This window comes from Micromonospora sp. WMMD1120, assembly GCF_029626235.1.
Classification (GTDB): Bacteria; Actinomycetota; Actinomycetes; order Mycobacteriales; family Micromonosporaceae; genus Micromonospora.
In genome coordinates this window covers 4012048-4025863 of record NZ_JARUBO010000005.1, presented here as the reverse complement: position 1 = coordinate 4025863, position 13816 = coordinate 4012048, and the positions used below count along the sequence as shown (strand labels likewise).

At 70.5% G+C, this 13816-nt stretch carries 10 protein-coding genes; 1 reads left to right on the top strand and 9 read right to left on the bottom strand.

Annotation, left to right across the window (positions count from 1 at the left end; translation table 11 throughout):
* Positions 1-6: 6 nt before the first annotated feature.
* From O7634_RS18980 to O7634_RS18965, 4 genes are read right to left on the bottom strand one after another with little or no spacing between them, the layout of a single operon-like run.
* Positions 7-1188 carry a substrate-binding domain-containing protein gene (locus O7634_RS18980; RefSeq protein WP_278151452.1) on the bottom strand — a complete coding sequence of 394 codons (1182 nt, stop codon included), beginning with the start codon at positions 1186-1188 and terminating at the stop codon, positions 7-9.
* Positions 1189-1201: 13 nt separating this feature from the next.
* Positions 1202-2185, bottom strand: a complete 984-nt coding sequence (locus tag O7634_RS18975; RefSeq protein WP_278151451.1) for an ABC transporter permease — start codon at positions 2183-2185, stop codon at positions 1202-1204.
* A 2-nt stretch (positions 2186-2187) separates the two neighbouring features.
* Positions 2188-3162: an ABC transporter permease gene (locus O7634_RS18970; protein WP_278151450.1), complete on the bottom strand. Its 975-nt coding sequence runs from the start codon at positions 3160-3162 to the stop codon at positions 2188-2190.
* Positions 3159-4670 (bottom strand): sugar ABC transporter ATP-binding protein, encoded by a 1512-nt coding sequence (locus O7634_RS18965; protein WP_278151449.1) that lies wholly within the window; start codon positions 4668-4670, stop codon positions 3159-3161. The genes O7634_RS18970 and O7634_RS18965 overlap by 4 nt, the downstream gene beginning before the upstream one ends.
* Positions 4671-5198: 528 nt before the next feature.
* On the opposite strand from O7634_RS18965, the gene O7634_RS18960 reads away from it, so the two are divergent.
* Entirely contained in the window at positions 5199-8747 is a 3549-nt protein-coding gene (locus O7634_RS18960; RefSeq protein ID WP_278151448.1) for a ThuA domain-containing protein, read from the top strand.
* A gap of 86 nt (positions 8748-8833) precedes the next feature.
* Here O7634_RS18960 and O7634_RS18955 read toward each other — a convergent pair whose 3' ends face one another.
* From O7634_RS18955 to O7634_RS18935, 5 genes are all read right to left on the bottom strand, one after another.
* A complete protein-coding gene (locus O7634_RS18955; protein WP_278151447.1) occupies positions 8834-9832 on the bottom strand; it encodes an aldo/keto reductase in 999 nt (332 codons plus the stop codon).
* Positions 9829-10707 (bottom strand): amidohydrolase family protein, encoded by an 879-nt coding sequence (locus O7634_RS18950; RefSeq protein WP_278151446.1) that lies wholly within the window; start codon positions 10705-10707, stop codon positions 9829-9831. Before O7634_RS18950 ends, O7634_RS18955 begins: the two co-directional genes overlap by 4 nt.
* The gene (locus O7634_RS18945; protein WP_278151445.1) at positions 10704-11465 is read right to left on the bottom strand and encodes an SDR family oxidoreductase; all 762 of its coding nucleotides are present in this window, start codon (positions 11463-11465) and stop codon (positions 10704-10706) included. The genes O7634_RS18950 and O7634_RS18945 overlap by 4 nt, the downstream gene beginning before the upstream one ends.
* Complete coding sequence (locus tag O7634_RS18940; protein WP_278151444.1) at positions 11462-12487, bottom strand: alcohol dehydrogenase catalytic domain-containing protein; 1026 nt, start codon at positions 12485-12487, stop codon at positions 11462-11464. The genes O7634_RS18945 and O7634_RS18940 overlap by 4 nt, the downstream gene beginning before the upstream one ends.
* Positions 12488-12592: 105 nt before the next feature.
* Positions 12593-13816: a mandelate racemase/muconate lactonizing enzyme family protein gene (locus O7634_RS18935; protein WP_278151443.1), complete on the bottom strand. Its 1224-nt coding sequence runs from the start codon at positions 13814-13816 to the stop codon at positions 12593-12595.

Here is a 13816-nt window from a genome sequence, read left to right as displayed (position 1 = left end):
CAGGTCCTACTTCCAGCGCTGCGGGTAACCGGGCAGGTCCTTGCAGCCGCACATCGCGTAGTGCAGCGGCGGCATGTTCGCGTCGAGGTACTGGTCCAGGTTGTCCTGGGTGACGGTCGGCTGCGGCAGCTTCCACGGGTTGGAGACCTGCTCGCCGTCGAGGATCCGCAGCGTCGCGATGATCGGCGTACGCCACTGGTAGGTCGGGTAGGTCGGCGCGATAGCGGTGAGCTGCTTGTCCTTCCAGATCTTCAGGAAGTCGAGCTGGTCCTCGCCGTTGATCGGCGGAACGGGCTTGCCCGCGTCCTGGAACGCCTCGACCGCCGCGACGGCCACCGCACCGGCGTCCATCCAGACGCCGTCGATCGTGCCGTACCGCTGGATGTAGTCGTCCACGATCTTCTTGGTCTTGGCCGGGTCGCCGTCGGTGAACTCGACGCCGACCACGTCGACCTTCGCCTTGTCGAACGCCACCTTCGCGGCCGACCAGCGGGTCTCCAGCACGTCGACGCCGGGCAGGATGCGCAGGGCGAGGACCTTGCCGCCGGGCTTCATCTTCTGGCTGACGAACTCGGCGCCGACGTGGCCGAATCCGTAACCGCCGATCGGGTTGATGAAGGTCACCGGGCACTTCGTGTTGACGCCACGGTCGAAGACGACCACCGGCAGCCCCGCCTGGCAGGCCGCCTCGACGGCCGGGGTGAGCGTGGCGGTGGTGTTCGGCGAGACGATCAGCGCGTCGCAGTCCTTGCCGAGCAGGTCGTTGATGTCCGCGATCTGCTTCTGGTCCTTGCCCTCGGCGTCGACGTGCACGAACTCCGCGATCCGGCTCTTCTGCGCTTCGACCTCGGCCTGCATGGTCTTGAACCCGACCTGCCGCCAGGGGTTGTTCAGGGCCGCGTTGGAGAAGCAGATCTTGTGCGGTCCCTTCTTCTTGAACTTGGCGGTGTCCACCATCGCCGGGTTCAGCACCTGCTCCCACGGCTTGTCCGCGGGCCCGGTGGGGGTGGCGGTGAGCAGCGACAGCTCGGCGTCGTAGTCGGCCTGCACGAAGAACTTCGACTGCTCCCCGGTGCCCGAGCCCGCGGTCGAGGCGCTGCTGGACGGGCTGGCACCCGGCTCGTCGGTCGCACAGGCGGCAAGGGACAGCAGGGTGACGGCGGCGACCGCCGCTATGGAACGTCGCACTATGGTTTCCCCTTTATCTCGACGAAGAACGCGTTGCCGAGACCGCCACGGCGAGCAGGATGATCCCGCCCTGGACGGTCGACCTGAGGGCGCCGGAGACGCCGTAGAAATTCATCAGGGCGAACAGCAGTTCGAGGGTCAGCGCGCCGAGCATCGCGCCGAGCACCGCGCCGCGGCCGCCGCCCAGGACGACGCCACCGAGGACGACCGCGGTGATCGCGCCGAACTCCAGGCCCGCACCGGCCTGGAACGACACCCCGCTGTAGCCGCCCAGCAGGATCGCCGCCACGGCCGCCGCGAGCCCGCTGAGGATGAAGGCGATGGTCCGGGTACGCCAGACGCGTACCCCGCTCAACTCGGCGGTGCGCGGGTTGTCGCCGACCGCGACCAACGTCCGGCCGAAGTCGGAGCGCATCAGCAGCACGGCCGCCACCGCCAGCACCACGAGGACCAGCAGCGCGTACGGCACCCGACCGAGCAGCGGCACGTCCTCGAAGGCCCGCCGGCCGAACCGCCGGAACTCCTCGGAGAGCCCGCCCTTGGGCGCGCCGTCGGACCACAGGTAGACGGCACCGACGAGGATCAGGAACATGCCGAGGGTGGTGATGAACGACGGCACCCGCAGCTTGGTGGTGACCAGGCCGTTGACCAGGCCGACGAGCGCGCCGAAGACGAGCAGCAGCACCACCACCGGCCAGGTCTGCGCCGGGTCGCTGTCGATCAGCCGGGCCGCGACCACCACCTGCGCGGTGACCAGGGACCCGACCGACAGGTCGAACTCGCCGGAGACGATCACGAAGTACTGGCCGGCGGCGAGCAGGATGATCGGCGCCGACCGGCCGAGGAAGGACATCAGCGACGGCGGGGCGAGGAAGTCGGGCTGTCGGATGCCGACGAGCACCAACAACACCGCGAGGATCAACAGGATCGGCAGGACGCCGCCGGGGCGGACCCGGGGCAGGCGCAGTGGCAGCGCACGCTGCTGAACGGTCTGCATGGCTAGGACCTCGCCTTCCGCAGGGCCCGGCGGGCGTAGACGGCGACCGCGGCGATGATGATGGCGCCCCGGATCACCTGCTTGAAGAAGGCGTCGACCTCGAGCTGGTTGAAGATGGCGTCGATGCTGGCGAGCAGCAGCACCCCGCCGACGGTGCCGACCACACCGCCACGCCCACCGGCGAGGGCGGTGCCGCCGATCACCACGGCGGCGATCGACTCCAGGTCGTAGAGACCCTCGGTGCCCACCCGGGGCGCCCCCGAGCCGAGGCGACTGGCGAGGTAGATGCCGGCCAGCCCGGCGCAGATCGAGCACAACATGTGGGCGAGGACGAGGACCCGGTCGTTGCGGACACCGGAGAGCCGGGCCACCTCCGGGTCTCCGCCGACGGCGATCAGGTGGTGGCCGAAGCGGGTCCGGGACAGCGCGAACCAGGCCACCGCGGTCACCGCGACCAGCAGCAGGAACGACACCGGGACCGGTCCGACCCGCTGGTAGCCGAGCGACTGCACGAGCGAGGGCGCGGTGGTGCCGGCCGGGCCGTCGTAGCCGTTGTCCAGGTAACCCTTGAGCAACAGCCCGACGCCGAGGGTCGCGATGAACGCGTTGATCCGGAGCTTGGTGACGAGCAGCCCGTTGAACAGCCCGATGCCGGCGCTGACGGCGAGCACCAGGCCGATCGCCGGCAGCACCGCGCCGTCGCTGCCGTTCATCGTCTCGGCGGCGACGAGGGTGCTCAGGCTGATCACGTACGCCACGGAGAGGTCGAGGGAGCCGCCCAGGATGACCAGGGTCTGACCGACCGCGACGAGCCCGAGGCCGGCGGCGACGTGCAGCAGGCTGACGGTGGTGGACTGGTTGAACAGCTGACCCCCGTCGAGCAGGACGATCAGCCAGCCGATGGCCAGGGTGAGGGTGAGGGCCACGAAGACACCGGGTACGGGCCGGCGGGCCGGCAGGAGCGACAGCGCGCTCATGCGGCGACCTCCCGGACCGTCCCGACCGCCAGCGCCATGACGTCCTCCTCGCTCGCGCCGGAGGGCAGTTCGCCCGCGACGCGACCGTCCCGCATGACGACGATTCGATCACTCATTCCCAGCAGCTCCGGCAGGTCGGACGAGATCATCAGTACCGCCGCGCCGTCGCGGGCGAGGCGACGGACGAGGTCGTGGATGGCGGACTTCGCGCCCACGTCGATGCCCCTGGTCGGCTCGTCGAAGAGCAGGATCCGTGGCGTGAGCGCGAGCCAACGGGCCAGCACGACCTTCTGCTGGTTGCCCCCGGACAGGAAGCGGATCTCCTGGTCGTCGCCGGCGGCGCGGACCTCCACGGCGGCGAGCAGCTCGCGCACCCGTGCGGTGCGGGCCGCGTGCCCGGATCGCGCGGCGAAGACGGCCCGGCTGGCCAGCAGCGCGTTGTCCAGCACCGACTGCCGGGCGACGATCCCCTCACCCTTGCGGTCCTCGGTGACGTAGGCGATGCCCGCCCGCATCGCGGCGCGGGGCGAGCGGAGCCGGACGGGCGCGCCGTCGAGAGTCACCTCGCCGGTGGTGAACGGGGCCACCCCGAAGAGCGCACGGGCCAGCGCCGACCGCCCGGAGCCCTGCAGACCGCCGATGCCGAGCACCTCGCCGGCACGCAGCTCGACGCTGATGTCGCGCAGCTTCCGGTTGCCCGCGCCGCGGACACTCAGTCGGACCGCGCCGATGTCGTCCGGGTCGGCCCGGTCGGGGTAGTAGCTGGAGAGTTCCCGACCCACCATGTGGCGCACCAACTCGTCCGCGGTGGTGGCGGCGGTGTCCACAGTGGTCACCCGCCGCCCGTCCTTGAGAACGGTGATCCGGTCGGACAGGTCGAAGACCTCGGTGAGCCGGTGCGAGACGTACAGCAGGCCGATCCCCCGCTCCTGGAGTCGGCGCACCAGACCGTAGAGCAACTCGACCTCGTGGTCGGCGAGGGCGGCGGTCGGCTCGTCCATGATGAGCAGCCGCGCGTCCAGGGCGAGCGCCTTGGCGATCTCCACGACCTGCTGCTGCGCGACACCGAGCTGCCCCACCCGGGCGTCGGCCGGCAACGAGGTCTCGCCGATCGACGTGAGCAGCTGTCGGGTGCGGTCGAGCATCGCCCGGCGGTCGACCAGCCCACGGCGGACGGGCTCGTGCCCCAGATAGACGTTCTCCGCGACGGTGCGCTCCGGGAGGAGGTTGAACTCCTGGTGGATGATGCCGACGCCGGCCCGCTGCGCGTCACGTGGGCCACGGAACGCGCGCGGCTCACCAGCGAACTCCATGGTGCCCTCGTCCGGGGCGTGTCCACCCGAAACGATCTTCATGAGGGTCGACTTGCCGGCGCCGTTCTCGCCGACGACGGCGTGCACCTCACCCGGGGCGACGTCGAGGTCGACATCCGCGAGGACGCGCACCCCGAGAAAGGACTTGCCGATGCCGCGAAGGGTGAGTAACGGCACCGGCTGTGGGTCTGACATCCCGAAGGCCCTCACAGACAGTAGTCATCAACACGGTTCGATCGAGACTCTACGGCGGCCTCGAGCCGATGGGCATCGAACTTTCGTAGACATCGACGGATGCTTACGTTCTTATGTTGCGAACATTCCCTTGACATCGAGGAAACATCACACGTATGAAGATAGATGTTTGGATGGAGGTCCGCAATCCTCGACCGGGGCTGATTGTCAGGGCCGCTACTCGCGCGGCAGCGAGGCCGTGCCGAGGCAGTCGATCACGACCGTCGTCACCAGGGCAGGACGTCGGACGTTAGGTCTTCAATTGACAGGCACCTATTCCTACCTCATCCTGACCCCGAGGATCACCGGACGAGACCCACTGCCATCATCACGCTGTGTAACGTCCTGCGGGTCTGACTGCCGTCTTCGGCGAGCGGCACGAGGACCGACCACCACCCTCGTGCCAGCACGCGCGTCCAGGCACAACCGGGGCGCGCCGTGGGGCCCGTGGTCGCTATCGGAGTTGCCCGTCCAACCGAGGAGACGCCAATGCGTCGCAACACACTGCTCATCTCAGTGATCGCCGGTCTGTTACTGGCACTGGGACTCGCCCCACCCGCGTCGGCGGCGCCCGCCTTCCGGGCCCTGCTGTTCAGCAAGACCGTCGGCTACCGGCACGACTCGATCGCCGCCGGAATCTCCATGTTCCAGCAACAGGCGGCGGCCAACAACTTCGAGATCGTCGCGACCGAGGACTCCAGCGTCTTCACCGCCAGCAACCTGGCGACCTTCGACGTCATCATCATGTTTCAGACCTCCGGCATGGTCTGGACCTCGACCGCCCAGCGCCAGGCCGTGGAGGGCTACCTCGCCAGCGGCAAGGGCATCGTCGGCATCCACAACGCCACCGACATGGGCATCGAGGGCGAGTACCCGTGGTGGGACCAGACCATCAACGGCGGCGCCCACATGCCCGAGCACTCCCCCGGCGTGCTGCAGGGCACCGCCATCGTCGCCGACAAGAAGCACCCGTCGACGGCCAGCCTGCCGGACCGGTGGACCCGCAGCGAGGAGTGGTACAACTTCGACGCCAACCCGCGCGGCAACGTGCACGTGCTGGTGACCGCCGACGAGCGCACCTACAACCCGGGGTCGCGGGCGATGGGCCCGGACCACCCGATCTCCTGGTGCCGCAACACCGGAGGCGGGCGGGTGTGGGCCACCGCGATGGGCCACGCGATCGCCTCCTACAGCGAGACGAACTTCCAGAACCACGTTCTCGGTGGCGTGAAGTGGGCCGCCGGCAACGCCGCCGGTGACTGCGGCGGCACCGTCTGGGGCAACTTCGAGAAGCGCACCCTCGACGACAACACCGTCGACCCGATGGCGATGGGTGTGGCGCCGGACGGCCGCGTCTTCTACGTCCAGCGCGGCGGCCAGGTGAAGATCTTCAAGCCCTCCACCAACAGTACGGTGACCGCCGGCACGCTCAGCGTCTACACCGGCGGTGAGGACGGCCTGACCGGCATGGCGCTGGACCCCAACTTCGCCACCAACGGCTACATCTACCTGTACCACTCACCGGCGAGCAGCAGCACCGACGTCAACCGGGTCTCCCGCTACACGGTCAGCGGTGACACGCTGAACACGTCCAGCGGTGTGACGATCATCGACATCCCGGCGTACCGGGACCGCACGTTCCCGGAGCCCGGCCACACCGGCGGCTACATCAAGTTCGGTCCGGACGGCAACCTCTTCATCGGCACCGGCGACGACACGCCGCCGAACCTGGACCCGAACTGGCAGGGCTACGCCCCGCTGGACTGGCGATCGGGCAAGTCGAACCTGGACGCCGCCCGCAGCGCGGGCAACACCAACGACCTGCGCGGCAAGCTGCTCCGCATCCGACCCTCGGCCAACGGTGGCTACACCATCCCGACGGGCAACCTCTACCCGCAGGGCACCGCGCAGACCAAGCCCGAGGTCTACGCGATGGGCTTCCGCAACCCGTTCCGCTTCTCCATCGACCCGGCCAACGGCTGGGTCTACCTGGCCGACTACGGTCCGGACCGGAACCCGCCCACCACCAACCGGGGCCCGGAGGGCCTGGTCGAGCTCAACGTGATCAAGCAGGCCGGCAACTACGGCTGGCCGTTCTGCCACGGCAACAACCAGCCGTACGCCCCGTTCAACCCGGACACCGGCGTCGTCGGCGCGAAGTTCAACTGCTCCGCACCGGTCAACAACTCGCCGAACAACACCGGCCTGACCAGCCTGAAGCCGGTCGTCAGCCCCAACATCTGGTACGGCTACGGCACCTCGTCGACCTTCCCGGAGCTGGGCTCCGGCGGCTCCGCTCCGATGGGTGGGCCGATCTACCGGTACGACGCGGCGAACCCCTCGGAGACGAAGTTCCCGCCCTACTACGACGGCGTGCACTTCTTCTACGAGTGGGCGCGTAACTACGTCAAGGAGGTGCACTTCGACTCCTCCTCGGCGGTGACCCGCACCAACCCGTTCCTGCCCAACGTGCGGTTCAACAAGCCGATGGACATGGAGTTCGGCAAGGACGGGTCGCTCTACCTGCTGGAGTGGGGCACCAACTTCGGCGGCGGCAACAGCGACTCCGGGCTCTACCGGATCGACTACAACCAGGGCGGCCGGTCACCGATCGTCAAGGCCACCGGCACGCCCACCAGCGGCAGCGCGCCGCTGACCGTGCAGTTCAGCAGCGCGGGCACGTCCGACCCGGACGGCAACACGCTGAGCTACCTTTGGACGTTCGGCGACGGCACCACCTCCACGGCGGCCAACCCGTCGAAGGTGTACACCGCCAACGGCAACTACACCGCCCAGTTGAAGGTCACCGACAGCACCGGCAAGACCGGCTTCGCCAACGTCCCGATCACCGTCGGCAACAGCGCGCCGGTGGTCACCATCACCACACCGGGCAACGGCGGCATGCTGACCTTCGGTGACAAGGTGCCGTACCAGATCACCGTGACCGACCCGGACGGCGGGACCGTCGACTGCTCGAAGGTCTTCCTCAACCCGGCGCTGGGTCACGACGACCACGCGCACGAGACCACCGAGTACCCGGGCTGCTCGGGGACCATCTCCACCGACCTGCTCGGCGGGCACCCTGACGGCGCCAACCTGTTCTACGTGCTGAACGCCCGGTACACCGACAGCGGTGGCCCGAGCGGTGGGGCGCCGCTGACCGGCACCGCGCAGGCGATCCTGCAACCGAAGCACAAGCAGTCCGAGTACTTCAGCAGCCAGTCCGGCATCCGGGTCGTCGACCAGGCCGCGGCGGAGAGCACCAAGCGCATCGGTGACATCTCCAGCAACGACTGGATCGCGTTCAACCCGATGAACCTGTCCGGGATCTCGACGGTCAGCTACCGACTGTCGTCGCCGTCCGGCGGCGGCTCGATCGAGCTGCGCGCCGACTCGCCGACCGGCACGCTGCTGGCCACCACCACGGTGCCCAGCACCGGTGGCTGGGACAACTACCAGTCCACGACACCGGTGAGCGTCGCCGCCCTCGGCGGGACGCACACGCTCTACATGGTGTTCAAGAACAGCAACAACTCGTTCGACCTGGACTCGCACACCTTCGGCGGCAACGGCGTCGGGACCCCCGGCACCGGCACCCCCGGCGGCCTGGCCGGCAAGACCTACACGGTCGCCGCCGTGCACAGCAGCAAGCTGATGGACGTCAGCGGTGTCTCGACCGCCGATGGGGCCCAGATCAACCAGTGGGCGGCCACCGGCGGCAACAACCAGAGGTGGCAGGCGGTCGACGCCGGCAACGGCGCGCTCTACCTCAAGGCGGTGCACAGTGGGAAGTGCGCCGAGGTGGCCGGCGGCTCCACCGCCGCGGGGGCCTTCCTCCAGCAGGCGACCTGCAACAACGGCAACCAGCAGAAGTTCACCGCCACCGCGACCGGAACCTCCGGCGTGTACACGGTGAAGAGTGCGCTGAGCGGGCTCTGCCTGGACGTCAACGGTGCTTCCACCGCCGACGGCGCCCGGGTGTTGCAGTGGAACTGCAGCAATGCCACCAACCAGCAGTGGCGGTTCACCGCTGTGTGATCCGCGGCTGTCGCGGTGACGCGTGACGCCCCGGTCGGGGCCGGTATCCGATGAGCGGAGCCGGTCCCGGCCGAGGCGTCCGTCGTTCAGGCCGGGCGGACCGCCGACGGCGGCACGGCGAGCAACCCGGCCTCGACCAGGGCGTCCCACAGGGCCTCCGGCACCACCGCCTCCGACCGTCGTACCGTCTCGGCCACCTGCGCCTCGGTGCGGACGCCGACCACCGTCGACACCACTGCCGGGTGCCGCCGGACGAAGGCGAGCGCCGCCTGCGGCAGGGTCACGCCGTACGCCTCGCAGACCGTCGCGATCCGCCGCGCCCGCTCGATCAGGTCCTCGGGCGCCTGTTGGTAGTTGTAGACGGCGTCAGCCGGTGGCCGTTCCCGGGACAGCAGCCCCGAGTTGTAGACGCCCGCGATCACGATGCCCACTCCCCCGCGCTCGGCGACGGGCAGCAGGTCCTCGGCCGCGCCCTGTTCGAGCAGGGTGTACCGGCCGGCGCACATCAGCACGTCGACGTCGGTCTCCCGCGCGAACCGCGCCAACATGGCCGACTGGTTCATCCCGGCGCCGATCGCGCCCACGACCCCCTGGTCGCGCAGCTCCACCAGGGCGGGCACGGCCTCGCTCGCCGCCCACTCCCAGTGGTCGTCCGGGTCGTGCAGGTAGACGACGTCGACCCGGTCCAACCCGAGCCGATCCAGGCTGGCCTCGAGCGAGCGACGGACACCGTCCCGGCTGAAGTCCCACACCCGCCGGTGCGTCGCGGGAACGTCGAACCCGTCGGAGTCCCGCAGGTGCGTGTCCTGTGGCGACGGCACCAGGAGGCGGCCGACCTTCGTCGACACGACGTATTCGTCGCGCGGTCGCTGACGCAGCGCGGCACCGAGACGCCGCTCGGACAGGCCGAGGCCGTAGTGCGGCGCGGTGTCGAAGTAGCGCACCCCCGCCTCCCACGCGGCGTCGACCGCGGCGTCGAACTCCTCGTCCGTCGTCGCCCGGTACAGGTTGCCGCCCTGGGCAGCGCCGAAGCCCAACTCGCTGAGGCGTACCGCCGGGCGGCGCGGCAGCGCACCCGCCCTCACGACGACCCCAGCCGGTAGACGCGGCGGGCCGTGTCACCCCAGATCGGCTCCTGGGCGGCGACGTCCTGGTCGCCCAGCAGCTCCGCCAACGCCTCCACCCACCGGCCGTACGAGCTGGCGAGCAGGCAGACCGGCCAGTCCGAGCCGAACATCAGCCGATCCGGGCCGAAGGCGTCGAGCGCGTCCTCGACGGCGGGGCGCAGGTCCTCCGTCGTCCAGTCCGGTCCCTGGACCTCGGTCACCAACCCGGAGAGCTTCGCCGTGGTGTTCGGCGCGGACGCCAGCACCCGCAGGTCCCGACTCCACTCGGCCACCTCGGGACGACCCAGCGCGGGCTTGCCCAGGTGGTCGAGCACGAAGCTCACCTCGGGCAGGTCGCGCGCCAGCCGCGCGGCCATCGGCAGCTGGTGCTGGCGGACCAGCAGGTCGTAGACCAGACCGGCGGCGCCCACGGCGGCGATCCCCCGCCGTACGTCCGGACGGTCCAGGTACGCCGGGTCGGTCTCCGACTGCACGAGGTGGCGGATGCCGACGAGCCGGTCCCCGCCGGGTGCGGCCCGGAAGCGGTCGAGACGGTCCGCGATGTCGTCGGCGGTGAGGTCCACCCAGCCGACGACCCCACGGACCAGGGAGTCCCGCGCGGCCACGCCCAGCAGGTCCACCGTTTCGGTCTCGGAGGCGATGGACTGCACCACGACCGTCTCGGTGATCCCGGCCGCCCGGGCCACCGGCGCGAGGTCGGCGGGCTCGAAGTCGGCGTCGATGGCCGCCATGGTGACCGGGTCGATCCACGGCTGTGGGTGCCGTGCGCGGACCCAGAGGTGGTGGTGCGCGTCGACGATTCCGGCTCGCCGGGGCGCCTGGTCGCCGGTCACCGGCCCAGCCATCCGCCGTCGACGGGCAGCACGACGCCGTTGACGTAGTCCGAGGCGGCCGACGCCAGGAACACCGTGGCACCGCCCAGATCATCGGCCCGGCCCCACCGGCCGGCCGGGATGCGCGCCCGGATCGCCTGGTCGCGGTCGGGGTCGTCGCGCAGCGCCTGGGTGTTGTCGGTGGCGATGTAGCCGGGCGCGATGGCGTTGACGTTCACCCCGCGCGGCGCCCACTCGTTCGCCAGCGCCCTGGTGAGCCCCGCGATCCCGGACTTCGAGGCGGCGTAACCGGGGACGGTGATGCCGCCCTGGAAGCTCAGCAGCGAAGCGGTGAAGATGATCTTCCCGTGGCCGCGTTCGACCATCGTCCGGCCGATCTCCCGGCTCAGCACGAACTGGCTGCTGAGGTTCACCTCGATCACCTGGTCCCACATCTCGTCCGGGTGGTCCACGGCCGGGGTGCGGGCGATGGTGCCGCCGTTGTTCACCAGGATGTCCACCGGTCCGAGGGCGACGAGATCCCCGGCCAGCCGGTGTACGGCCGCCCGGTCGCCGAGGTCCGCCCGCAGCCCGGTGAAGCGACGGCCGAGCGCGCGTACCCGACGCTCCACCTCGCTGCCGCTCGCCTCGAGCTGGGCGGAGACGCCCACGATGTCGGCGCCGGCCCGGGCCAGGGCCTCGGCCATGGCGAGCCCGATGCCCCGCCGGGCCCCGGTCACCACAGCCGTCCGCCCGGACAGATCGAACAACTCGCTCACCGGTTCCCCTCCCGTACGTCGAGCAGCACCTTCAGCACACCGCCACCCTCCAGCGCCGCGAACGCCTCAGCCGCCGCCTGCACCGGTTCGACCCGGGAGATGAGCTGCCGCGCCGGAATCGCGCCGGAGGCCACCAGTCGGATCGCCTCCTGCATGTCGTCGCGCTGGTACAGCCGGGCGCCGAGGAGTTCCAGCTCACGCCAGAAGAACCGGTGCAGGTTGACCTCCCGGGGCTTCGGGTGGATCGCCACCAGCACCAGTCGACCCCGGGTGGTGAGGACATCGACCGCCGTGGCCACGCCGGCGGCGGCGCCGGACACCTCGAAGGCGATGTCGGCGCCCGCGCCGTCGGTGCGGTCGTCGACGAACGCCACGACGTCGGTCGCGCCCGGGTCCACGACCTCGATACCGACCTCCTCCGCCACCGCCCGGCGGAACGGGTCCGGCTCGACCAGGAGCACCCGCGCGCCACGGCCTCGGGCGACCGTGGCGATCAGCACCCCCACGGGCCCTCCGCCGACCACGACCACCTGGTCGTCGGCCGTGACGTTCGCCCGCCGGACGTCGTGCACGGCGACCGCCACCGGCTCGACGAGCGCCGCGTGGTCCAGCGGCAACTCCTCCGGCAGCGCCAGGACCAGTTCCTCCGGAACGGTCCAGGAGGACTGCATGGCCCCGGGTGAGTCGATGCCGAGGAAGTTCATCGCGTGACACACGTGGGAGTTGCCCCGTCGGCAGGCCGCGCACCCCCCGCAGGGGCGGGTCGGCAGCACGGTGACGGGCTGCCCGACGCTCCAGCCGGTGACGTTCTCGCCGAGGGCCGCTATCCGCCCGGACATCTCGTGCCCGAGAACGGCGGAGGCGCCGACCCGGGCGTCCATGTCGCCGTGGTAGATGTGCAGATCCGTACCGCAGATCCCGGTGTACGCCACGGCGATCCGCACCTGACCAGGGCCCGGTGGCTCCGGGTCGCGCTCCTCGATCCCGAGGTGCCGAGCCCCCCGGTACACGACTGCCTTCATCGTTCCTCCGTCTCGACGGTCGGTACGTCCCTCGCGCCGACCGGGCATGGCCGTGGGTGCACCACATCGCGGTGCACCCACGCCTGCCGTCCTCTGCTGGTCAGCTCAGTGCGTCACGGTCGGCGACACCTCGGGGCGGGAGTTCAGCGGCACCGCGGGCACCTGACGGGCGGGAATGACGCCGTCGAACCCGGCCAGCAACCGCCGTCCGGCCCGCTCCGGTCGTACGTTGGGGCTGTCGGCCGTCTGCGTCCCCGGGAGGCGGTCGGCCGCCCTGAGCTGCCCCTCGTTCACCCGGACGCCCAGCCCGGGTGAGTCGCCGAGGACGAAGGCGCCGTCCTCGACGTGCACGTCGACGGAGATGCCCACCGGGGGACGCAGGTCCTGCAACTCGCTGGTCAGGTGGTTCGGCACCGAGGTCGCGGCGTGCAGCAGCCCGATCGGGCTGTTGCCGATCGGGCTCACCGGCAGGTCGTAGGCGTGGGCCAGGGCGGCCGCCCGCAGGAAGTGGGTCACCCCCCAGACGGCAGCCATCTGGACGACGTCGACCGCCCCGGCGGCGATCAGCGGCCGGTACTGTTCGAGACCGGTCAGGTTCTCGCCGGTGGCGACCGACGCGTTCACTCCCCGGCTGACGGCGGCGAGACCCTCCGCGTCCCAGCGCCGGACCGGCTCCTCGATCCAGATCAGGTCCAGCGTGCGTTCCAGCTCACAGACGTGCCGTACCGCCTGCTTCCGGGTCCACGCCTCGTTCACGTCGAGCATCAGACCCGGCCGCCGGCCGTGCCCGGCCTCGGTCAGGACCTCCCTGACCAGGCCGAGGCGGTGCCTGTCGCTCTCGATGTCGAGGCCACCCTTGAGCTTCGCCGCGCGCAGGCCGTGGCTCGCGTAGACCTGGTACTCCGCGACGAGTTCGTCGTCGGTGAGCCCGATGTCCAGTCCGGACGCGTACGCGGTGACCCGCCGGTCGCGCCCGCCCAGCAGCCGCCACAGCGGCTCGCCGGCGGCCTGCGCCTTGATGTCCCAGAGCGCGGTGTCCAGCGCGCCGATCGTGCCGAACACCGGGCCGGCGTGGCCCGCCTTGAACGTGTGCCGCAGCATCCGGTCGTACAGGGTCGTCACCGCACGGGGGTCCTCACCGTCGATGGCGGCGAAGATCCGCTCGATCTCCACGTGCGGCCCGAGGCCGACTCCCGAGATGCCCTCGTCGGTGTCGACGAGGACGATCGAGATCGGCACCACCCCGTCGGCGAACACCCCGTTGGCGTCGCCGACGGGCCGCCCCCATTCCTGGACCGTGGTGAGCGTCCGATATCCCGTGATCCGCAT

Excerpts from the sequence above, each read along its gene's own strand:
- O7634_RS18975 (WP_278151451.1), bottom strand. The coding sequence starts at position 2,185 with ATGCAGACCGTTCAGCAGCGTGCGCTGCCACTGCGCCTGCCCCGGGTC.
- O7634_RS18970 (WP_278151450.1), bottom strand. The coding sequence starts at position 3,162 with ATGAGCGCGCTGTCGCTCCTGCCGGCCCGCCGGCCCGTACCCGGTGTC.
- O7634_RS18965 (WP_278151449.1), bottom strand. The coding sequence starts at position 4,670 with ATGTCAGACCCACAGCCGGTGCCGTTACTCACCCTTCGCGGCATCGGC.
- O7634_RS18960 (WP_278151448.1), top strand. The coding sequence starts at position 5,199 with ATGCGTCGCAACACACTGCTCATCTCAGTGATCGCCGGTCTGTTACTG.
- O7634_RS18940 (WP_278151444.1), bottom strand. The coding sequence starts at position 12,487 with ATGAAGGCAGTCGTGTACCGGGGGGCTCGGCACCTCGGGATCGAGGAG.
- O7634_RS18935 (WP_278151443.1), bottom strand. The coding sequence starts at position 13,816 with ATGCGGATCACGGGATATCGGACGCTCACCACGGTCCAGGAATGGGGG.